This is a genomic window from Ohtaekwangia koreensis, assembly GCF_900167975.1.
GTDB classification, from domain to species: domain Bacteria; phylum Bacteroidota; class Bacteroidia; order Cytophagales; family Cyclobacteriaceae; genus Ohtaekwangia; species Ohtaekwangia koreensis.
In genome coordinates, this window is the sequence record NZ_FUZU01000002.1 from 742,566 (window position 1) to 763,134 (window position 20,569).

21 protein-coding genes are annotated in these 20,569 nt (G+C 41.3%); 15 read left to right on the forward strand and 6 right to left on the reverse strand.

Annotated features, from left to right (window positions below; genetic code table 11):
- Nucleotides 1–102 precede the first annotated feature (102 nt).
- Nucleotides 103–1,209 (forward strand): amidohydrolase family protein, encoded by a 1,107-nt coding sequence (locus B5Y40_RS16130; RefSeq protein ID WP_079687819.1) that lies wholly within the window; start codon nucleotides 103–105, stop codon nucleotides 1,207–1,209.
- A gap of 120 nt (nucleotides 1,210–1,329) precedes the next feature.
- On the opposite strand, the gene B5Y40_RS16135 is transcribed toward B5Y40_RS16130, so the two are convergent.
- Nucleotides 1,330–2,079, reverse strand: a complete 750-nt coding sequence (locus B5Y40_RS16135; RefSeq protein WP_079687820.1) for a hypothetical protein — start codon at nucleotides 2,077–2,079, stop codon at nucleotides 1,330–1,332.
- Between the two features lie 42 nt (nucleotides 2,080–2,121).
- Here B5Y40_RS16135 and B5Y40_RS16140 point away from each other — a divergent pair, with 42 nt between their 5' ends.
- From B5Y40_RS16140 to B5Y40_RS16150, 3 genes are all read left to right on the forward strand, one after another.
- Nucleotides 2,122–2,718: a nitroreductase family protein gene (locus tag B5Y40_RS16140; protein WP_079687821.1), complete on the forward strand. Its 597-nt coding sequence runs from the start codon at nucleotides 2,122–2,124 to the stop codon at nucleotides 2,716–2,718.
- A gap of 207 nt (nucleotides 2,719–2,925) precedes the next feature.
- Nucleotides 2,926–3,459, forward strand: a complete 534-nt coding sequence (locus B5Y40_RS16145; RefSeq protein WP_079687822.1) for a hypothetical protein — start codon at nucleotides 2,926–2,928, stop codon at nucleotides 3,457–3,459.
- Between the two features lie 104 nt (nucleotides 3,460–3,563).
- Nucleotides 3,564–4,292: a PrsW family glutamic-type intramembrane protease gene (locus B5Y40_RS16150; RefSeq protein ID WP_079687823.1), complete on the forward strand. Its 729-nt coding sequence runs from the start codon at nucleotides 3,564–3,566 to the stop codon at nucleotides 4,290–4,292.
- Here B5Y40_RS16150 and B5Y40_RS16155 read toward each other — a convergent pair whose 3' ends face one another.
- Complete coding sequence (locus B5Y40_RS16155) at nucleotides 4,293–4,820, reverse strand: hypothetical protein (protein ID WP_079687824.1); 528 nt, start codon at nucleotides 4,818–4,820, stop codon at nucleotides 4,293–4,295.
- 39 nt (nucleotides 4,821–4,859) lie between these two features.
- Nucleotides 4,860–7,241 carry a GAF domain-containing protein gene (locus B5Y40_RS16160; protein ID WP_079687825.1) on the reverse strand — a complete coding sequence of 794 codons (2,382 nt, stop codon included), beginning with the start codon at nucleotides 7,239–7,241 and terminating at the stop codon, nucleotides 4,860–4,862.
- 203 nt (nucleotides 7,242–7,444) lie between these two features.
- On the opposite strand from B5Y40_RS16160, the gene B5Y40_RS16165 reads away from it, so the two are divergent.
- Together B5Y40_RS16165 and proC are read left to right on the forward strand one after the other, a co-directional pair.
- Nucleotides 7,445–8,167 (forward strand): hypothetical protein, encoded by a 723-nt coding sequence (locus tag B5Y40_RS16165; protein WP_143785789.1) that lies wholly within the window; start codon nucleotides 7,445–7,447, stop codon nucleotides 8,165–8,167.
- Nucleotides 8,168–8,324: 157 nt separating this feature from the next.
- Entirely contained in the window at nucleotides 8,325–9,122 is a 798-nt protein-coding gene (gene proC / locus B5Y40_RS16170; protein WP_079687827.1) for a pyrroline-5-carboxylate reductase, read from the forward strand.
- Nucleotides 9,123–9,145: 23 nt separating this feature from the next.
- Here the strand turns inward: proC and B5Y40_RS16175 are convergent, their stop codons facing one another.
- Nucleotides 9,146–9,619 carry an LEA/WHy family protein gene (locus tag B5Y40_RS16175; RefSeq protein ID WP_079687828.1) on the reverse strand — a complete coding sequence of 158 codons (474 nt, stop codon included), beginning with the start codon at nucleotides 9,617–9,619 and terminating at the stop codon, nucleotides 9,146–9,148.
- 114 nt (nucleotides 9,620–9,733) lie between these two features.
- On the reverse strand, nucleotides 9,734–10,234 hold the full coding sequence (gene tpx / locus B5Y40_RS16180; protein WP_079687829.1) for a thiol peroxidase: 501 nt from the start codon (nucleotides 10,232–10,234) through the stop codon (nucleotides 9,734–9,736).
- Between the two features lie 180 nt (nucleotides 10,235–10,414).
- Between tpx and rnr the strand changes: the two genes are divergently transcribed.
- The 7 genes from rnr (at nucleotide 10,415) to B5Y40_RS16215 (ending at nucleotide 17,470) form a co-directional block, all read left to right on the forward strand.
- Complete coding sequence (gene rnr, locus B5Y40_RS16185) at nucleotides 10,415–12,592, forward strand: ribonuclease R (RefSeq protein WP_079687830.1); 2,178 nt, start codon at nucleotides 10,415–10,417, stop codon at nucleotides 12,590–12,592.
- A 46-nt stretch (nucleotides 12,593–12,638) separates the two neighbouring features.
- On the forward strand, nucleotides 12,639–13,613 hold the full coding sequence (locus tag B5Y40_RS16190) for a polyprenyl synthetase family protein (protein WP_079687831.1): 975 nt from the start codon (nucleotides 12,639–12,641) through the stop codon (nucleotides 13,611–13,613).
- On the forward strand, nucleotides 13,610–13,939 hold the full coding sequence (locus tag B5Y40_RS16195) for a hypothetical protein (RefSeq protein ID WP_079687832.1): 330 nt from the start codon (nucleotides 13,610–13,612) through the stop codon (nucleotides 13,937–13,939). The genes B5Y40_RS16190 and B5Y40_RS16195 overlap by 4 nt, the downstream gene beginning before the upstream one ends.
- A 98-nt stretch (nucleotides 13,940–14,037) precedes the next feature.
- Complete coding sequence (locus B5Y40_RS16200; RefSeq protein ID WP_079687833.1) at nucleotides 14,038–15,273, forward strand: MFS transporter; 1,236 nt, start codon at nucleotides 14,038–14,040, stop codon at nucleotides 15,271–15,273.
- A gap of 43 nt (nucleotides 15,274–15,316) precedes the next feature.
- Nucleotides 15,317–16,510: a Gfo/Idh/MocA family protein gene (locus B5Y40_RS16205; protein ID WP_143785790.1), complete on the forward strand. Its 1,194-nt coding sequence runs from the start codon at nucleotides 15,317–15,319 to the stop codon at nucleotides 16,508–16,510.
- Nucleotides 16,511–16,561: 51 nt separating this feature from the next.
- Nucleotides 16,562–16,984 (forward strand): hypothetical protein, encoded by a 423-nt coding sequence (locus B5Y40_RS16210; protein WP_079687835.1) that lies wholly within the window; start codon nucleotides 16,562–16,564, stop codon nucleotides 16,982–16,984.
- Nucleotides 16,985–17,011: 27 nt separating this feature from the next.
- The gene (locus B5Y40_RS16215) at nucleotides 17,012–17,470 is read left to right on the forward strand and encodes a YybH family protein (RefSeq protein WP_079687836.1); all 459 of its coding nucleotides are present in this window, start codon (nucleotides 17,012–17,014) and stop codon (nucleotides 17,468–17,470) included.
- Here B5Y40_RS16215 and B5Y40_RS16220 read toward each other — a convergent pair whose 3' ends face one another.
- Nucleotides 17,471–18,652 carry a glycosyltransferase family 4 protein gene (locus tag B5Y40_RS16220; protein WP_079687837.1) on the reverse strand — a complete coding sequence of 394 codons (1,182 nt, stop codon included), beginning with the start codon at nucleotides 18,650–18,652 and terminating at the stop codon, nucleotides 17,471–17,473.
- Between the two features lie 290 nt (nucleotides 18,653–18,942).
- Between B5Y40_RS16220 and B5Y40_RS16230 the strand changes: the two genes are divergently transcribed.
- Nucleotides 18,943–19,455: a GNAT family N-acetyltransferase gene (locus tag B5Y40_RS16230; RefSeq protein ID WP_079687839.1), complete on the forward strand. Its 513-nt coding sequence runs from the start codon at nucleotides 18,943–18,945 to the stop codon at nucleotides 19,453–19,455.
- Between the two features lie 150 nt (nucleotides 19,456–19,605).
- Entirely contained in the window at nucleotides 19,606–20,544 is a 939-nt protein-coding gene (locus tag B5Y40_RS16235; RefSeq protein WP_079687840.1) for a DMT family transporter, read from the forward strand.
- The last annotated feature ends 25 nt before the right edge of the window (nucleotides 20,545–20,569 follow it).

Here is a 20,569-nt window from a genome sequence, read left to right on the forward strand (position 1 = left end):
ATGAAGCGGTATGCACTGGTTTTCTATTGCTGATTCCGACCTTCTATCCCGTTTTATAAAACGGTTCGGTTCTTTCCATTATTTTCACATCAAAAGTTTTTTATGAAGAAGTATTTTATAGCGGCCTTGCTTGCCGGAAATATAGCGTTTGCCTGTGCTCAGGAAAAACCATTGGATGATAAAATGGATTTTGAAGACTACGATCCGCCATCAACGCTCGTTGTTCCGGAGCATCGTTTAACGCGTGCTAAATTTCCATTCATTGATGTTCACAATCACCAGTTCAATATGCCAACTCAGGATTTGAACGCGTTGTTGAAAGAAATGGATAAGCTTAATATGGCTGTGATGGTAAACCTGAGTGGTCGTGGTCGTGGGAGTACAGAACATCTTGAAAAATCGCTGGAGAATGTAAAGAAGACAAACACGAAAAGATTTATTGTTTTCACCAATATGGATTTTGCTGCGATCGATGATCCCGAATGGCAAGGGCGTATGGTCAGGCAGTTGGAAGAAGATGTAAAGAAAGGTGCAAACGGGTTGAAGATTTATAAAAGCCTGGGCATGTTTACACAAGACAGCAAAGGTAATCGTGTACATATAGATGATCCGCGTATAGATCCTATCTGGGCAAAGTGTGGTGAGCTGGGTATACCCGTGCTGATTCATGCTGCTGATCCCAAACAATTCTGGCAGCCCATTGATAAGAATAATGAACGCTGGCTTGAGTTGAAACTTCATCCCGGCAGAAGGCATGACACGGATCCGGTTTCATGGGAGACTATCATTGCAGAGCAGCATAATATTTTTAAGAAGCACCCAAAGACTAAATTCATCAATGCTCACTTGGGATGGTATGGAAGTGATTTGAAAAAGCTTGGTGAACTTTTGGATCTATACCCGAATATGTATACTGAGATCGGTGCTGTTATCGCTGAACTTGGTCGACAACCCCGTGCGGCAAAAGCATTTTTAACAAAGTATCAGGATCGCGTTCTCTTCGGTAAAGACTCATGGGTGCCTGAAGAATATGAAACGTATTTCCGTGTGCTTGAAACAGCAGATGAATATTTCCCCTATCACAAACGCTACCATGCTTTCTGGCGCATGTATGGACTGGATTTACCGGATGATGTATTGAAGAAGATATACTATAAAAACGCACTCAAGGTGATTCCGAATATCGATGCGAGTCAGTTTCCGAAGTAAGTATATATTGGTTTGTGCTTCGGATGTTTGTAACCGGTATTCTATACTATCATTAAATTCATTTGAAAATTTGGGATAGTATAGAACACCTGATTGCTATAGTATGATTTGAATTATATTTTAATTCTGGCTGGACTCGTTACTCTTTGAAGAAGCACTTCCTCCAAAACGGAATCCGATGCCTGTGCCTAACTGAAACGTTCTGTATTCAAAATATACATCCGGGCTTGCCGCTATTGTTACGCCTGCCTGAAAAGTAAAAAAGACGTGATTGTTAGCAAGGTTTACACGGCCGATAACAGCGGGCTCAACAAATACTTTTGGTGATGCATTAACATCGGAGATTGTAACACCCGTTATTTCATCTTTAAATTCATAGAAATCAACAACGGAAAAACGAGGAACGAATGATACACCCATTACTTTCTTATTAATACCAAAAGCTGGTTGAACAAACCAGCGTTCATATTTACCGGTAGTCCATGAATCAGTAGAGCCAGAGCCGAAGATATCATACTCATCATAGCTGGATGCATCTCCACGTCCATAGCCTGCGAAAATTTCATAACACCAGATGCCATCATTTTCATAGTAGCCCAAGCCTCCTTCAAAAAAACTATGACGGTGGTAGTTGTCTGTATCATCCGGATCGATCTTGCCGCGATCAGAGAATGAATAATTTCCCATCAGGCCAATGTGATTTGTTACAGAGACTGCGCCTTGCAGATCGAGTCCGTTGCCCACTTGCATGGACCCTTGAAATTCTCCTCCTTTGGTAAACATCGGAGAGTTGCGCAGATTTGGAACATAAATCGGAGCACATGACGAAACCAGAATGATGAAAAATACTGGAAGTAAAAATTTTTGCATGTTGTGATAGATTGATTACTCTAATTTAAAAAACTTATAATCATGAACATAGATTCTTCAAAAGCAGAATTAGTAAACACTTTAATCAGAAACCGCAGATCAGTTTTTCAACAGCAATATAGTGGCGAAAGAGTTGACGATGCGATTGTAAACCAAATGCTTGAGAATGCACGGTGGGCTCCAACACATAAATTTACCGAGCCATGGCATTTTGTTGTATTCACAGGTGAGGGGTTAAAACGACTTGGCGAGCAGCAGGCAGCAGTATATAAAAGCGTAACAGAGGCAAGTGGTACATTTAAAGAAGAACGCTATCAAAACCTGCTCACGAAAACAGTTTTATCATCGCACATTATTGCTGTAGGTATGAAGCGCGATGAAAAAAAATCATTGCCTGAACTTGAAGAAATAGGAGCTGTGTTTTGTGCTGTGCAAAATATGTACCTCACGGCAGCAGCGTACGGTATAGGGTGTTACCTGAGCAGTGGTGGTATAACTTATTTTGAGGCAGCAAAAGAATTATTTGGTTTGGAAAAAGATGATAAGCTGCTCGGCTTTTTGCACATCGGCATACCAAAAGGTCCTGTGCCTGACAGCAAAAGAAAACCTATTGAAGAGAAGGTAACATGGGTAAAATAAAAACTGTATTTATATGGATATAGCTTCGCAACTCATGGTATAAATTGATTGGCATGAAAGTGGCTAACCATAGTATTGATAAATATATATTGAACAATACGGATCGTAATGCCCTTTTCTGTCATCTTATCGACTTGTAAGGTTACTTTTATAACGTGAAACAGGTATTAAGAAGCTTATTGGGTAAATTGCGATAAATTAAATTGTATGAAATATTCTATACTGTTACTCATTGTGTTTTCGAGTGTGCTTGTAAAGGCACAGGTTGGTAAGCAGTTTCCTGCCATGGAAGCCGAAACCGTGGAAGATAAAAAAGTAAAATTACCAGATGATGTTAAAGGCAAATACACATTGCTGGGTCTTGCATACTCAAAAAAATCGGAAGACGAATTGAATTCCTGGTTTCAACCTGTGTTTGAAAAGTTTATACAAAAAACAACAGGTGTGCTGGCCGGCTTTTCGTATGACGTAAATGTTTATTTCGTACCGATGTTCACAGGTGTCAACGCTGCGGCTACTGGCACAGCAAAACGGAAGGCGATTAAGAACATTGATCCACAACTACTGCCCTACATCTTGTTTTACAGAGGCGAATTGAAACCATACAAAGAGGCTCTCGATTTTGAAAAGAAAGACATCCCTTACTTTTTCGTACTGGATGCTACAGGAAAAATTGTTTATGCTACCTCGGGCAAATACACGGCCGACAAAATGGATAAAGTTGAAGAAGTGATGGAGTAGGCAATGTGATGAAGTAATATACTTTGACTTGATTTCAGGAAAGTCCCTCTCCGTTTCGGAGAGGGACTTTTTTTATGCGTACCTTCGCTGTACAATTTGTTTGCATGGATTTCTTCAGCTTGTTAGCCCTTGCTCTTGCTCCCGGTGTTGCCATTGGACTATATATTTACCTGAAGGATAAACACGAACGGGAGCCGTTGCTATTGCTTGTTATAAGTTTCCTGTATGGAGCATTGAGCGCCATCCTTACGCTGGCTATAAGTTACCCGATCAATATTCTTATTCTCACCAAAGAACATGACGTTGTTCACCAGTTCGTTAACGCCTTTTTTAAAATTGCTCTGATCGAAGAGTTCAGCAAATTTATTTTTGTTCGCTTTATACTTTTCTATAATAAAAACTTCAACGAGCCTTTTGATGGTATTGTATATGCAGTAATGGTAAGCATGGGTTTTGCAACACTGGAGAACGTACTATATACATTTCAGTCCGGGTTTATGACAGGTGTGTTGAGATTGTTTACAGCCGTGCCGGCACATGCTACATTTGGCGTTATGATGGGTTTCTTTTTAGGGAAAGCCAAATTCACACACCGGCAAGGATTACTGATGAGCATTGTTGCACTCGCAGTCGCTACACTCTTTCATGGTATGTACGATTACTTCTGGTTTATATCCTATCTACCCGGCATTTGGCTTGCCGCCATTGCATCACTGCTCATAGGATTTGTTTTGTCGCGTAAAGCCATCCGGCTACATCAGCAGGCATCGCCCTTTATAGCACAAAATCATTCGCATATAAAAGAAGACAAGCCGGAGCCTCCGGAAGTATAGCTATTGTATTTTTTTCAATGTGGCAGTCTTTTTAAAGTATCCTTTCTGGATCAGGCTGATCAACTTTTTAGATGAAGGATCGATCTGGTATAAGGTTTCATTTTTCAACACCGTTGAGTCAACTTGTATTTCTTTGGACAAGTGCTGCAGCATATCATGAAATACACTGTCTTCAGCCTGCAACATATAGCAGGTGATATCGCCATTCTTTTCTTGTTGAATAACGCGCAGTAACCACTCAGGTCTGTCATTGATGTTGATGAAGTAAAATCCTTCGTGGTATTTCAAAAGTAAACTGTCGCTTAGAATACTTCCACCGTGCGGATCGCTGGATGCAAAATATCGGTTGGATTGCACAACCAGTGTATCGCGTATAGCACGATTATCATCCGGAAGGATATACCGGCCTTGCAAAGAAGAAGGTATACTATGAAGTTTTTTTATACCCTTTGGTTGCGGTTCTTTATAGGTAACTTCTTTGCAACTGATCAGTAGTATAAGAATGAAATAAACGAGAACTCTCTTCATGGAAATGAAGGTACAAAGAACATTGAAAAAGCAAAAAAATTACTGAACGCGTAATCCTTCTTCAATATCTTTCAACAAATTATCAGGGTCTATCATTGGCAAAGTATTTTGTTCACTTGCCATTTGTGCACGCAACGCATGTAGGCCGGTAGCTCCTGGTAACTCTTCCAACTCAAGCTCTTCCACTTCACCAACGATCATACCCTTCGCTTTCAGGTAGTGGAAGTATCGCTTATACTCATCCTCTACCTTTGCCTGGTTATATACAATGGCAAGTTTACCCGGTTGAGTAAGTCGCTCTCCTGTATTTTTTATATGCGCTTTATCAATTCGTTTCTTAACGATCTCATACCGGATATCATAGGCGCCATCCACATCAAACTGTTTTTCATCAGGGCGGAAGCGGATAGAAATCGGCTGGTCGTGTACCAATATCAATTGAGTTATTTCGAGCTTCGTCTTCATGTTCGATTTCAACGCTTCAATTTTGCGATTAACCTCGATCATCACCAGCAACTGCCACAAGCGGAAGTTCTTCAGATTAAAAGTGTCGAACGTTTTATTTTTTACCAGAGAAGTTCCCAGGTATATAGTAAACTCAACGCCATCGGTTTTATACTTCTCGAAATAATGGGGAAACATTTTTTGTGCATCATTCTCCGCATCGTCCAGGTAATTGCTGATGGTTCTGTTAATGAGTTCAAGACTTTCCTCAAATGCCTTTCTGCGTTTGTACACCACCCCAAACGTTGGGTCGAGGTTAGACTTATACTTATCGATGAGCCGCTGAAGTTCTTCTTCATTACTAAAATGATCGATCATTGGATTGATCTCCGATTTCAAAAAGTCGAGCACATTGCTTTCATCACCGGAGGCAAGGCCACGATTAATTTTCTGGAGTTGCTCATCCGTTTTAAAGATAGCTTCTTCCAGCAAGGGAAGTTTTGTAACAGCGTAAATTTTATGAAGAAGTTCTTTAGCAAGCTTCAGGTTTTGTTGAAGGTCGCGTTGAATGGCCATGTTACGTTCGATCGAGGAATTGCGCACATCTGCCAAACCATACAACGGGTATACATCTTTGAAAGCAATCTCTTCAAGAGTCGCCTTATCATCTGTTCTTCTTTTGTTTAACAGATTCAACCCTGCTTCAAAAAACCTCCATTGAACCGTAGGATGTATAGCGGTACATTCTTCCTGGATCAACGCCCGTACTTCTGTAGACATTTCTTCCTTTACGCGTTTTACGGAAGCGGTAAACATCGGAAGTACATTTTCAACTTTATGCGCGCTTACCGGATTCAACTTACCCGGTGTTGGTGTAGCGAGCTCAAGCATACCTATAATTTCTTCGCCATCAATCAGTGGGGCGAGTAATATATTCTGAATGCCATTCTTCAAAAGCGATTCTTCCACTACAGATTTAAAGGGATACTCGGAGAGATTCTCTATGGTAACGTATCGTCTTTCGAGCCAGCTTCGCTCATATATAGATCCTGTAAAATCCTGACAAGGAGAATTGTCGTTGCTGCAAGCTGTTACACTATTCCAGCGTTCGGCTTCGGGGTTATTTATTACGATGTCATTATTAGGATCCAGGTATGCAATGCCTAAACGAATGTCGGGTATACCAAAAAGCGAACGGAGCTTATGTTGGATCCGTACAAAACTCTCGCTGCGGATCACGGCATTGCGCTCAAGTAAATCATACTTGATAGACGAGAGCATTTCTTGCTCTGTAACATCTACGAGACGCATGATCAGCAATCCATGAAACTCAAAATTTTCAGGGTTGATATACTGCAGCCACAAATCGTGATCGTAAATTTTCTCCATCAGAAATTTTACAATGTTTTTCTCGATGGGTTTATATTCAACCTTTGCGATTACGTCACAGAACTGGTGACTGATTTCTATTTTATATACTTTGTCTAATCCGTTATTCGGATCTTTCAACGTTACAAGCACAGGCCGAGGACTTTCCGCGAACATTCCTAGATTCTGGAATTTCTCAAGGATCATCAAACAAGCCCGTACAGTTTTGCCGAGTTTAATTTTGCCTCCCGGTACATTCGCCTGTGCATGTTCTTCAAAAGATTCAAAGAATATAGTTTTGTCAAATGCAGGTGTGCTATATAAAGATTTAAACTTAAAAGGTTGGAGTGCAACGATCAGATCATTGTTGTTGGTAGCGGAAGGAATAGCGGCCGTCATCAGAAAATCGATGAACGGTTTGTGTCGTGCAAATACCGCTTCATCCTCTATAGGTTGCTTCAGCTCGGGTGCTTGCTCAATATATGCTTTAATGGTGGGTGCAAAAGCAGAAAAGTGACCTTCCTGGATACGCTGTTCCCAATGTTCTATCAGCAGCCGAAAGCTTAATAGAGTTTTAAAGGGAAATATAGTGGTGGTAGAATTGTCCATGCAAATGAGTTATTGGTAGTAAATACGAGGGATCACAACCAAGGTTCCTTAAAATTAGACGGAAGTGTTGAATTTTTAGTGTAAAACCTTAACTTATTAGTATGAATCACAACACACAATCCAGGTGTAATCCTGCTGCTATTTTTAAAGTGATTACAACCCGGCCGATGATTGAAGTGTCTATTACATAAATGCAACAAAAAATGAAGTGCCGGGTATTCCTCTGTGCGTTCGTCTGGATTATTTGTGCTGGGTGCAGTCTCAGTGAAAGCGCCCTGCAAGATGGGCTATATGTTTTTTCGGATGTTTCTGATTTTAGTAAAAGTCAATATGGCTGGGAAGCAGATTTTACCGACTATCCGGCCACGCAAGAAGATTCTATGAAATTCAATCTGCGATCTGACTATACGAATTTGCCAGCCAATCTGGGTTCAAAGAAAGCCATGATGTTGTCGGGTAATAATTTAAGTGATGATCTCTTTATGTTTATGAAAAAGAAAGTCACAGGTCTTACTCCGAACACAGCCTATAACATTGTATTTGAAATCAAGTTTGCTACCAACGCTCCTTCGGGAAGCTCCACAGCTGGGGGATCTCCTGGTGAAAGTGTATTTCTGAAAGCCGGAGCTTCGAATGTCGAACCGCAGAAAGTTATACTGGAAAGTAATTATACTCTGAACGTTGACAAAGGCAAACAACTGGATCGTGGAGAAAACATGATTGTGTTGGGTAACATTGCCGGCGGTGCAAACATACAAGACTATACATTGATCACACGCACCAATGCTGATAGCTATGTTCCCTTTGTTGCTACGAGTAATAATGCGGGTGAGCTATGGTTAATTGTAGGAACAGATTCCGGTTATACTGGGACAACGACCATTTATTATACCAACGTGAGCGTTGTGTTCAGCGCAACCTATTAATCCCATCATCGAATTGCAGTTTACGTAACTATATATTTAGGCACTATAGCTACCGAACAAAAGTAAGCTTGTAAATTTCTTCTGTTAAATTTTAGCTTCGCGTGAAGAAGTCGAAGAAAGTGTTTTAATTTTCACACTTCATCTTTCAATCACGTTTATGAAGCATTCAAAGATTGCCATTATTGGCGGAGGAAATTTAGGAGCAGCTATCGCAGAAGGACTTATCAAAAGTGAGTTTGTTGTTCCGCAGCAGATCACCGTTACACGTAGAAATCTCGCAGCACTTTTGCCTCTCGAAACAGCAGGCGTAACGATCACCAGCGATAATGAAAAAGCAATTAAAGATAGTGATGTAATTATCGTAGCACTTAAACCTTATAACGTTAAGGAGGTTCTGGAAGGACTGAAGAAGAATTTCGATCCATCGCGACATATAATCATTAGTGTAGTAACCGGAGTCTTTCTGAAAGACCTAGCGGCCATAGTAAATCATGGAGTGCCGATCTTCCGCGCCATGCCCAATACGGCGATCGCTATACAAGAGTCTGTAACATGCCTTTGTTACGAAGGTGCCAGTGATATACAGATAAAGTATGTTACCGATCTTTTCGATCAGCTGGGAATTACCATTGCCATTGATGAAAAACTTATGGACGCAGCAACCGTGCTGGGTGCATGTGGTATAGCGTATGCATTGCGTTTCATTCGTGCCTCTACGCAAGGTGGTATAGAAATCGGCTTCGATGCTAAAACAGCAAATCTCATTGCAGCACAAACGGTAAAGGGCGCAGCAGAATTATTATTGAAATTAGGACGCCATCCAGAAGCAGAGATTGATAAAGTAACAACACCGAAGGGATGTACCATCGTTGGATTAAATGAAATGGAGCATCAGGGATTCAGCTCATCGCTGATCAAAGGCATTGGCGCATCGTATGACAAGATTGTAAAGTAGGAGTACAGCAGGATATAGTTTAGTTAGAAGCGTATCCTGACTTCATCTTTATACTTCACCGGTACACGGAAGGGTATACCATGATAGGTTAATTTGAGAGAACCCTCGTAGCGAACTTCAAACTTCTTTCCGCCCAATACACCGAGCAACGTATCAAAGAATCCAAGTTCTTTCATGGCGAGTTGTACTTCCAGCGGCACTGTAAATTCTCCTTTTGCAGGGATCACGGTTCTAAGCTTCTGATCGATCTTGCCTGCTTTTTTCCCATTCACATATATATCTACATCTATTTTTCTGAGCCTTCCTTGTTTGTTGTTCGGGTTGAAAAAAATAGCGTTCGCTTTTAACCGAGGGTCTGTATTGGCATCGACCACAACGTCTTTGATCTGCCGGAGTTGAACTTCTTCGTAATCGGTTTTACATCCATATAGCAGGGCGACAAATAAAAATGTAAACGCCAGCCGAACTATTGGGTGGATAAACATGTTGTGCTTCATGATAGGAAAATGATATAAATTTCCGCACAGAGAAATTACGGTGCGATTAAGTAAAATGTTATCTGCTACAAGTATTATGCCTGAGCATACACCTCTAACAGATAACGAATAAGTTTAGCCAATAGCGTTTAGTGCGGCGTCATAATTGGGTTCCTGACCGATCGTAGGAACAACTTCGGTATACTTTATTTTACCCTCCTGGTCGATAACGACAACACAACGCGCGAGTAAGCCGTTGAGCCCGCCATCAACCATTTCAACACCATAACTCTTTGAGAAGCCCTTGTTTTTGAAATCAGAAAGACTCACCACCTGGTCGATTCCTTCTGCAGCACAAAAACGTTTGAAGGCAAAAGGAAGATCTTTGGAGATGCTGAGAATAACGGTATTATTTTTTTCTGCTGCACGCTTGTTAAAGGTGCGTACAGAGGTGGCGCATACACCGGTATCAATGCTGGGAAATATATTCAGTACTATATTTTTACCTGCATAATCCTTCAGGGAATATTCTTTAAGATCAATTCCCGCCAAAGTGAAATCCGGAGCTGTAGAACCGATTGCAGGTAAGTTTCCGTTGGTTGTAACAACGGCTTCACCAAGTTTTGTTTGTGCCATGAATAAATTATTAAAATGTTAGAATGTAGATAACAAAGCTTTAAAGCCAGTGTTCAAAATTAATTATGTTCTTGTTATGGCATAATTTTATTTTGAATAATAGCATCGTATAGATGTAGAGTGACACGAATTGCTGATATTTAGAAGCAATTATTATTGTAATTAATTAACCCCGCTCGCATGAGCAAGAAGAAAAAAGAAACAAAATCAAAAAAACCAAAAGGTAAAGAGCTGAAAAATCTTTTCCTGGGATCTATACTTGAAATACTGGATGAAGCGTCCGGAAAAGGATATAGTATCAAACAGATTATTAAAAAATTAGGTCTGAAGAAACGCGAAGACATCAAACAGGCAACACATCTCGTTTATGAGTTAGCCGATGATGAACGCATCAAGGAACTTAGTAACGGAAGTTATACCACCAATCGCCAGAAAGAAGAACTGACTGGTATTGTAGATCATGTCAGTTCACGCTTTGCATACGTTCGTATAGGCGAAGGTAAAGATGATATATATGTAAAGTCGCGGGACATGGGTTCCGCAGTGGATGGCGATACTGTTAAGATCGAGATTCTGCCGACACGCCATGGTGATCATCCGGAAGGAAAAATCACGCAGGTAATCAGACGTAATCGTACGCGTTATGTAGGCAAGCTCGAGCTCTCCAAGAACTTTGCGTTTGTGGTTCCTGACCACCGTAAAATGCATCAGGACTTTTTTATATACCCTGAGAACATCAATGGAGCACGCAACGGTGACAAGGTAATTATAGAAGTTACTTCATGGTCGGAGAACGATCGTAAACCGGAAGCAAAAGTTGTAGATGTACTCGGTAAAGCCGGTGAGAATAATGCTGAGATCCATTCGATCATGGCAGAGTTCGGTCTTCCTTTTAAATTTTCGGAGCAGGTTGAAAAAGAATCCGAATCTATTGATGAAGGTATTACGAAGAAAGAGATCAAGAAGCGTTGGGACTTCCGGGAGATAACAACATTTACAATCGACCCGCTTGACGCGAAAGATTTTGATGATGCATTATCATTCCGAAAACTTGACAGCGGTGATTATGAGATTGGTGTACACATCGCAGATGTTACGCACTATGTAGATCTCAAATCAGAGTTGGAGAAAGAAGCGTATGATCGCGCGACATCAGTTTACCTGGTTGATCGTACCATTCCGATGTTGCCCGAGCGATTATCAAATGGATTGTGCTCGCTTCGTCCGAATGAAGATAAGCTCACATTCTCTGCGGTCTTTGAAATGGACGATAAAGGAAAGATCAAAAAAGAATGGTTTGGAAGAACGATTATTCATTCCGACAGACGATTTACCTATGAAGAAGCGCAGGAAGTACTTGAAACTGGTAAAGGCGATTATGCCGAGGAGTTAATTATACTCAACACGCTGGCGAAGAAACTTCGTAAAGAACGATTCAACAAGGGTGCCGTTAACTTTGAAACCACGGAAGTAAAATTCAAACTTGATGAGCAAGGAAAGCCACTCGCTGTTATAGCAAAGGTAAGAAAGGATGCACATAAACTGATTGAAGAATTCATGCTTCTTGCAAACAAGCAAGTAGCAACTTTTGTATATAACTATAAAAAGGGTAAAGAGAAGAATACTTTTGTTTATCGTATTCACGATTTTCCGGATCCTGATAAAGTAAAAGACTTCTCTGTGTTCGCGAAACAGTTCGGACATAAAATGAATGTGGAGGAACAATCCATCAGTCGTTCGCTTAACAAACTGATGGAAGAGATCGAAGGTAAACCTGAGCAAAATATACTCGAGCAACTCGCGATCCGTACGATGGCGAAAGCAAAGTATTCAACCGAAATCAAAGGACACTTCGGCTTGGCGTTCGAACATTATGCACACTTTACATCTCCGATCCGGAGATATCCGGACATGATGGTGCATCGACTATTGCAACATTATCTGGATGATGGCAAGCCGGTAAGTAAAGAAGAATTCGAACAGAAAAGTCTTCACTCATCCGAACGAGAAAAGCGTGCTGCTGACGCAGAGCGTGCTTCCATCAAGTATAAGCAAGTTGAGTTCATGGCTTCTGCTGAAAATAAAGTATATGAAGGCTTGATCTCCGGTGTTACCGAATGGGGCTTGTATGTGGAGATCGTTGAGACGAAGTGTGAAGGCATGATTCGATTGGCTGACCTTACCGATGACTTTTATGAATTCGATGAGCGAAGCTATCGCATTGTAGGACGTAAGCGAAAGAAGATCTATACGTTAGGCGACCGTGTAAAAGTTCGTGTAAAGAAAACGGATATAGACAAGCGATTGATCGACCTTATCTTTGCTGAGCCAGCTGTAAAAAAATCTTTCGAAGATTAAATCAAAATTGCACCTTCGCGGTTTATTATATAGTGCAAGGATTTCTATGCAGCAACTGAAGTCATATCAATCATTACTCGAGAAAGAATTTTCGAAACAGAAGTATGGTAAGCAACCGGTGTCCTTATATGAGCCGATCCGCTACCTGATGAGTTTGGGAGGCAAGCGTCTGCGGCCCATGCTTACCTTACTTTCATATTCCTTGTATAAAAGCGATGTAAAAAGCGTGGTGCCGTTCGCGGCAGCCGTGGAGGCATTTCACAACTTCACCCTGATGCACGACGACATTATGGATAAAGCTCCGCTGCGCAGAGGAAAACAAACAGTACATGAGAAGTGGAATGTAAACACCGCTATACTTTCAGGAGATGTTATGCTCGTGAAGGTATACGACATGTTTCTGAATATAGAACCCGCCAAGCTGAAGCTCGTGCTAAAAGCTTTCAATCAATGTGCTGCAGAAGTATGTGAAGGGCAGCAGTGGGATATGGAATTCGAAACGACAGACGTTGTAAGCGAAGCACAGTATATAAATATGATCCGCCTGAAGACCGCAGTATTGTTGGGATTCAGTCTTGAGCTCGGTGCTATACTTGCCGATGCTTCTGAAGATGACCGGAAAGCACTACGCGAATTCGGAACTAATATAGGTATAGGATTTCAATTGAAAGATGATTTGCTCGATGCTTATGCTGACCCTGAAAAATTTGGCAAGCAGGTAGGAGGCGATATCATTGCAAACAAAAAAACTTTCCTGCTCATCAAGGCTCGTGAAAAAGCACAAGGAAAAATTAAACGTGAATTGGCGGAGTGGCTTGCAGTTAAAAAATTCAACAAGAAACAAAAAGTAGACGCCGTAAAGTCAATCTACAATACACTCGGTGTTCAAACTTTAGCTGAAAAAAAGGTAGATCAGTTTTTCAGAAAAGGTTTTGATAATCTTGAGCGACTCAGCATCCATGCTGATGCAAGAGCGCTTTTAAAGAACTATGCTGAAGCGCTGATTGGGCGCCAGTCGTGATTCCCTTTCAAATCGCTACCAACAAGAAGCTATTCGGTCAGTATGATGGCTTCTCATTCTTTGTCTTCATTTTTTATTGGAAGGGCTGCAAACAAAAGGATGAAATTATCAATCATGAGCTTATTCATTTTTACCAGCAGCTTGAGATGCTCTTTATTTTTCATTGGCTGCTGTACTTACTTTTCTATGGTATAGCGCGCCTGAAGGGCAAAGATCACATGACCGCTTACTATACTATTCCATTCGAGAAAGAGGCCTATGCATTTGAAAAAGATATGCAGTACACCATGCACCGGAAATTTTTTGCCTGGTTAAGATTTGTCTAATAATTCCATAGTGTGCGAAGAACACATCGTGTGAATTTATACGGGAGGTTTTATAGATTCAAATCATCCCTGTATATTTCTCCTGTACTTCTTGCATTATGAAACCAATTGTTCGCATCCAACTGTCTCTGATGATGTTTCTTCAGTTTTTTGTCTGGGGAGCATGGTACGGACAGATGAGTAAATATCTTACCAACCAACTTCATGCTACCGGAGACCAGGTTGGAAATGCATATGCAGCTTTTTCTATAGCGATGATCGCAGCACCTTTTTTCATAGGACTGTTGGCGGATCGTTACTTCGCTGCACAAAAAGTGTTGGGTATACTGAACCTGTTAGGAGCTGCTTTACTGTTTATACTTGTTAACACGAACAATCCGGATTCCTTTTTCTGGATCATGTTATTATACTGCTTCACTTTTACACCAACCATCGCGCTGACGACTTCCATTGCCATGCAGCAGATGACGAATCCTGAGAAACAATTTCCCGCTATACGCGTCTTTGGAACACTGGCGTGGATTGTAGTGGTTAACATTGTTGGATTCATGGCGGTTGGTGACCAGGTTGCTATATTTCAGATCTCCATGATCGCTGCAGCATTGCTCGGTGTACTTGCATTTTTTTTGCCGCATACTCCTCCTTCGGCAACGGGCACTGTGAGCTTTGCACAGATAATAGGTAAAGATGCATTTGTATTGTTCAAAGACAGATCTTTTACCATCTTCTTTATATCCTCTATACTTATATGTATACCGTTGTCTTTCTACTATGCGTGGGCCAATCCGTCCTTGACGGACGCGTATGCCACTGCATTTCCTTCTATGGATTACAAGACCTTTAAAATAGAAAACAAGATGTCGCTGGGCCAGGCATCGGAAGTGATTTTCATGTTGTTGCTTCCCTTTGCTTTTCAAAAGTTTGGCGTAAAGAAAATACTGATCATTGGGTTGATCGCATGGATCACCCGTTTTGTATTCTTTGGATATGGTACAGCAGATACATCTGTCTGGATGCTATATACTGCAATTTTACTCCACGGTGTATGTTACGATTTCTTCTTTGTAACCGGACAGATCTATACCGACTTAAAAGCTGGTGACAAGATCAAATCGCAGGCACAGGGATTAATATCATTGGCCACCTATGGCGTAGGTATGTTTATAGGCTCTATTATAGCCGGAAAAGTAAAAGATATATACTCCTCTGGTGATCCGCTAGTAACAAACTGGACTAACGTGTGGCTTGTACCTGCCGGTATTGCAGCAGTAGTGCTCGTGCTCTTTATCTTGTTTTTCCGGGACAACAAAACCCAGGCAACAAAAAGTATATAAGCATCTTCATACAAAAAAAGATATATAACTAAAAAACTACAACATTATGAACATCGCCATGCTCGGTTCCGGTTTTATCGGACGATTTTATGCTGATTCATTGCAAGGCTATAGAAGCAAAGACAAAATTGTCAGCATCTATTCGCGCAGGGAAGAGAGCGTAAAGAAGTTTGCACAAGACTATAACGTTGCCTTCGCCACAACCACCATGGAGGAAGCGATCAATCGTCCTGAAGTAGATATAGTATGTATATCACTTCCCAACAATCTTCATGAGGAGGCGGTGTTACTTTGCTGCAAGCATAAGAAAGGTGTAATCACAACAAAACCATTAGGCCGAAATGCAGAGGAAGCGAAGCGTATGCTTCTCGCTGTAGAAAAGGCTGGTGTCTTCAATGGCTACCTCGAAGATCTGGTATATACTCCTAAGTTTATCAAGGCGCAGGAAAGTGTAAAGGCTGGTGCGTTGGGGAGAATTTTATGGGCGAAGTCACGTGAGACACACCCTGGCCCGCATAGTGATTGGTTCTGGGATATAGAGCAAGCCGGTGGTGGATGTATACTTGATCTCGGTTGTCATTGTGTGGAGATCACGCGCAGTTATATAGGGAAGGATATAAAGCCCGTTGAAGTAATGTGCTGGGCTGATACACAAGTAAAACCCATTGACGCAGAAGATCATGCGATCGGTTTGGTTAAATATGAGAATGGTGCTATAGGACAGTTTGAAGTAAGCTGGACTTTCCGCGGGGGATTGGACTTGCGTGATGAAGTGATGGGAACGGAGGGTACGATCTGGATCAACAGTTTTCTGCGCACGGGCTTCGATATGTTTACAACGGGTAAAGGTGCAGATTACGTTGCTGAAAAAGCAGAGAGCAATACAGGGTGGTTATTCCCGGTAGGAGATGAGTTGAATGAGCTGGGATATAATCACATGTTCATGGATATGTTCAACGCATACGAAAAAGGTGTTGATCCTAAAGAAACGTTTTACGATGGCTATGTTGTAAACGCTATACTGGACGCTGCCTATAAATCTGCGAAGACAAAACTTTGGGAGCCTGTAAAGCTCGATATCTGGCGCGGACGTGAGGGTGTGTCGAAAGATAGCCACCTGGTAGAATATGATGCTGATCATTACCTTATTAAAGAAGAAATGACGCATTACGGTTCTAAAAAAGTAATCCTGAAGAATAAGAAGACAGGGAAAATTTCAGAGAAAGTTTTGGAATAGGTCCATTCAGATTATAGTATATATTTAGCTGTGAACGTGTAACTTTGCAATATGAAATTAACAGGTCTGTGTTTGTTGATCGTTCTCTTGTCAGCATGTTCGCTGAAAAAAACAGGCGAGAAAACGGGCGAAGCCGTTGGCCAGTTTATCAAAGGTGCTTCCAGTGGTGTTCAGAATTCTTTTAAAGTAGAAGTTGAATTAAGTCCGGAGCTGAAAGCACAAGGCATTGAACTTGGCAAGGTCATTATCGCCAACGACACCCTCGGAGTTGATAATCTTGTAAGTGTATACTGCATCTTCAATAAGGATTTTCAGGATACTGTTTTGTTAAAGGCATATGACAATCAAAAGCTTGAAACAGGCAGAAGTAAATTGGTAATCAACGCCAGGAAAGATGAAGCCGGATTCTATGATTTCCCCTTCGACAGAAGAACAAATCTTGACTCGGAGGATTGCCGGTTGATTCTTCAATAATTTTCCTTTCCTAACCTATATATAGTTATGAGATTTTTACCTGTTAGTATTGTTATATGTATTTTACTCGGTGGCTGCCAACGGGCAACGCTTTCTGTAAGTGAGATGCGTGAAATTTTGCATGAGCGAAATGAAAAGTTGAGTGCACTTTTTAAAGAAGGTAACGCCGAAAAATTAGTCACCATGTATACCGACAGTGCCAAGCTTTGTCCGAATGGTGGCTATGAGATTTACATTGGTAAGAACGCCATCAAGAGATTTTGGAGTGATGCTTTAAATGGATCCGAGTTATTGGATATGAAAACGCAAACCTTGTCAATTGACGGAAGCGGTGACTATATCTATGAAACCGGGCGCACGACTACTAAAACAAAGTACCAGGATTCTGTTTATACTTCTGAAGTGAAGTTTGCCAACGTATGGAAAAAGCAATCCGATGGAACCTACCTATTAGATGTAGACATCTGGAATTCGATTAAGCATTGATCAACGTCCGGATTTAAGTATAGAAGCAAATTCATTACTTAACTTCGTCCGAGAATATTTTTCTTCAGCCAGTAAGCGACTCGCTTGCTGGCTTTGTTTTAGCAGTTTTTTATCAGCGATATATACTTGAATCTTCTGAACAAATGCAGTCGGGTGTTTAGGATCGCTATAGAACCCACAGCTATACTTCTCTATCTCCTCTTTGATCCACCCACCAAAATTGACAACGATAAGTTTACCGGCAGCAAGACCATCAAAGTATTTGTTGGGCGATCCGGTTTCGAGTATAGGCAACGGTCGGTAACAGATAAACGATGCATCGGTAATGTTCATCAGCTCTTTTACTCCATCACGATTTGTGAAGGGAACAAAAGTCAAGTTGCTCAATTGAATTCGTGCAGTACTCTCTCGCAGACGGTTGGCCATACCGCCATCGCCACACAAAAGAAAATGAACAGGAAGTGATGCCTTCTGGCAGTTGCGTGCACATTCAAGAAAATAATCCAACCCATTGGCATACCCAATGGCACCTATATATGAAACAACAAACTTGCCTTGAACACTATATTTAGCTTCCAGTGCTGGATCCTTTGATTCCGGGTAATAGAAATCAGTATCTGCCATGTTGGTAATGAGGTGTACTTTCTTGCCTGAAGATTTCTTTTCGATCGCGGCTTTGATCATAGGAGAAAGTGCCACAACAGAGTTAGCTTCCTCGTAAATATATTTCTCAAGACTATATAGCGATTGTTTCAAAAAGTAGTTCTTGATGACGCCAATCTGTATAGGAGCATCCGGCCATAAATCGCCAACCTCGAAGATGTATGGAATTTTAAAACGCTTCTTGATCCACAAGGCAGCGAGTCCAATGGTGAGCGGTACAGAGATCGCGTAGCAAAGGTCAACGTCTTTGATCGTACCGGCAACACGAACGGATTGCATTATATATTTTAAGAACGATACACTGCGTTTATAAAAACCGAATTGATTTTGATACGGGATCGGCAGATAGTGAACTTCAATCCCCTCTATCGTTTCAACCCGCTGAACATTCTCGTTGTGTCCTGTTATTACAACGGTGTGAATTCCCTGGTCAGTCAATGCCTTTGCGAGATAATAAGAGCGGAGGGCTCCTCCTTTTTGGGGTGTATTAAAATGTTGATGAAGAATCAGGACTTTCACGGTGCAAAGAAAGAAAAACAGTTAACAGTCAGAGTCTGCGGGCGACAGTTTTTTTCGATCTGTTACTTTTTATTTACTTTTATGTCGAGTTTAAACGCCTCTGAAAAAGCTAAACATTTTAATTTCTTTGCCTGGAAGGGTCTGATCGCGTCAGCACTTTCGTGGCTCACTTTATCAAAAACTGTTTATAGTTCTCAAACTATACTTCAGTGGTTCCATGATTATGGCCTGAAATCGTGCTGACTTCTTTGCGATAGTTTATCTTTTTTAATCAACAAGTATTTACAAACATGTTAGAAACAACACGACTTGAGCTTGTGCCATTGACGCATGAGCAAATGGTACTGTATAAAAATAATCCACAAGGTTTAGCGGAAGATCTCGGTATAAAATATGAGCCACGACAAAACGATCCTTCGGTAGCGCAGGATCTCGAAGAAGCCATTGGCTTCTGGATCATGAACACAGACGTTTACCGGTCATCTTTTAAGTGGTATACCAATTGGGAAATTATAGTCAAGGACAAGAATGTGGCCATTGGAGGCATCGGTTTTACAGGTCCTCCAAATGAAGAAGGCAAATCCATGGTAGGGTATGGACTCGATATCCGGTATCATGGCCAGGGTTACGCAACGGAGGCCCTACAGGCAATGGTTGCATGGGGTTTTTCGCATGAATCGCTCAAAGCCATTACTGCGGATACACCGCTTATGAATATTCCGTCACATCGGGTATTGGAGAAAAATAATTTTGAAGAAGTTAATCGAGACGAGAGTCTCATCCATTGGCAATTGATCAAATAAATTGAACAGCGCAGGCTACAAGTATATATACCTGTAGCCTGTTGCTTATAATCGATTTCTTCTTAGCATCGTTGTACGAAAAAAGTATACATTTGACCGCATACATCACCGGTAAACAAACGAAGTGTTGTTAGCGACAACAATTTCATCATGATTAAGCCCTCAACATCATCTCCTTACTTTATCGGAGGTATATTCATTGCTTTGGCAGGAGCAATTTGTTTTTCTACAAAAGCCATCTTTGTAAAGCTTGCATATCGCGACACCACTATAGATGCTGTAACGCTGCTCGCGCTGCGTATGCTTTTTGCACTGCCGTTTTTTATTGTGTCAGCGGCTGTTTCATCACGTAAAGACGATAACGTAAAGTTCACCACCCGGCAATGGATCGGTGTCGCCATTGTTGGCTTGCTGGGATATTATGTCAGTAGCTTGCTTGATTTTCTTGGATTGCAGTATATATCTGCAGGTATGGAGCGGTTAATTCTATTTATATACCCAACACTGGTGCTATTGATGTCAGCCGTTTTTTACAGACAAAAGATCAAGGCTTACCAATGGCTGGCATTGATCGTTACCTATGGCGGACTAGCATTAGCATTCTACAGCGAAGTAGACTGGAACGAACAACGTAACCATGACTTTTATCTTGGTGCTGCTCTCATTTTTTTATGTGCGATTACATACGCGCTATATATTGTGGGAAGCGGAAGACTTATACCCCTTGTCGGTGCGGCAAAATTCAACAGCTATGCCATGACGTTTGCTTCGGCTGGCGTGTTGGTACATTATGCCATTGTCAGTAACACTTCACTGTTGAACTTATCGCCCCTGGTATATTTTTATAGCTTCGCGATGGCGATTGTCAGCACGGTTATTCCATCCTATTTGGTAACAGAAGGAATCAAACGCATCGGTTCTGACAACGCAGCTATTGTAGGAAGCATCGGCCCGATGTCAACTATACTGCAAGCTTATTTCTTTTTGCACGAACCGATTTATGCATTGCAGATCACCGGGACAATTTTGATCCTCGTTGGTATCCTATTGATCGGAAGAAAAGGAAAACAGCAAAAGATTAAATCCTGAACTGAGTGGTTCAAACTATATTTAA

What these genes read in the sequence shown, in the direction of transcription:
- B5Y40_RS16145 (WP_079687822.1), top strand. Translation starts at nt 2,926, where the DNA reads ATGAAATATTCTATACTGTTACTCATTGTGTTTTCGAGTGTGCTTGTA.
- B5Y40_RS16160 (WP_079687825.1), bottom strand. Translation starts at nt 7,241, where the DNA reads ATGGACAATTCTACCACCACTATATTTCCCTTTAAAACTCTATTAAGC.
- B5Y40_RS16165 (WP_143785789.1), top strand. Translation starts at nt 7,445, where the DNA reads ATGAAGTGCCGGGTATTCCTCTGTGCGTTCGTCTGGATTATTTGTGCT.
- B5Y40_RS16135 (WP_079687820.1), bottom strand. Translation starts at nt 2,079, where the DNA reads ATGCAAAAATTTTTACTTCCAGTATTTTTCATCATTCTGGTTTCGTCA.
- B5Y40_RS16155 (WP_079687824.1), bottom strand. Translation starts at nt 4,820, where the DNA reads ATGAAGAGAGTTCTCGTTTATTTCATTCTTATACTACTGATCAGTTGC.
- B5Y40_RS16200 (WP_079687833.1), top strand. Translation starts at nt 14,038, where the DNA reads ATGAAACCAATTGTTCGCATCCAACTGTCTCTGATGATGTTTCTTCAG.
- B5Y40_RS16175 (WP_079687828.1), bottom strand. Translation starts at nt 9,619, where the DNA reads ATGAAGCACAACATGTTTATCCACCCAATAGTTCGGCTGGCGTTTACA.
- B5Y40_RS16130 (WP_079687819.1), top strand. Translation starts at nt 103, where the DNA reads ATGAAGAAGTATTTTATAGCGGCCTTGCTTGCCGGAAATATAGCGTTT.
- B5Y40_RS16215 (WP_079687836.1), top strand. Translation starts at nt 17,012, where the DNA reads ATGAGATTTTTACCTGTTAGTATTGTTATATGTATTTTACTCGGTGGC.
- B5Y40_RS16140 (WP_079687821.1), top strand. Translation starts at nt 2,122, where the DNA reads ATGAACATAGATTCTTCAAAAGCAGAATTAGTAAACACTTTAATCAGA.
- B5Y40_RS16230 (WP_079687839.1), top strand. Translation starts at nt 18,943, where the DNA reads ATGTTAGAAACAACACGACTTGAGCTTGTGCCATTGACGCATGAGCAA.
- B5Y40_RS16210 (WP_079687835.1), top strand. Translation starts at nt 16,562, where the DNA reads ATGAAATTAACAGGTCTGTGTTTGTTGATCGTTCTCTTGTCAGCATGT.
- proC (WP_079687827.1), top strand. Translation starts at nt 8,325, where the DNA reads ATGAAGCATTCAAAGATTGCCATTATTGGCGGAGGAAATTTAGGAGCA.
- B5Y40_RS16190 (WP_079687831.1), top strand. Translation starts at nt 12,639, where the DNA reads ATGCAGCAACTGAAGTCATATCAATCATTACTCGAGAAAGAATTTTCG.
- B5Y40_RS16150 (WP_079687823.1), top strand. Translation starts at nt 3,564, where the DNA reads ATGGATTTCTTCAGCTTGTTAGCCCTTGCTCTTGCTCCCGGTGTTGCC.
- B5Y40_RS16235 (WP_079687840.1), top strand. Translation starts at nt 19,606, where the DNA reads ATGATTAAGCCCTCAACATCATCTCCTTACTTTATCGGAGGTATATTC.
- tpx (WP_079687829.1), bottom strand. Translation starts at nt 10,234, where the DNA reads ATGGCACAAACAAAACTTGGTGAAGCCGTTGTTACAACCAACGGAAAC.
- rnr (WP_079687830.1), top strand. Translation starts at nt 10,415, where the DNA reads ATGAGCAAGAAGAAAAAAGAAACAAAATCAAAAAAACCAAAAGGTAAA.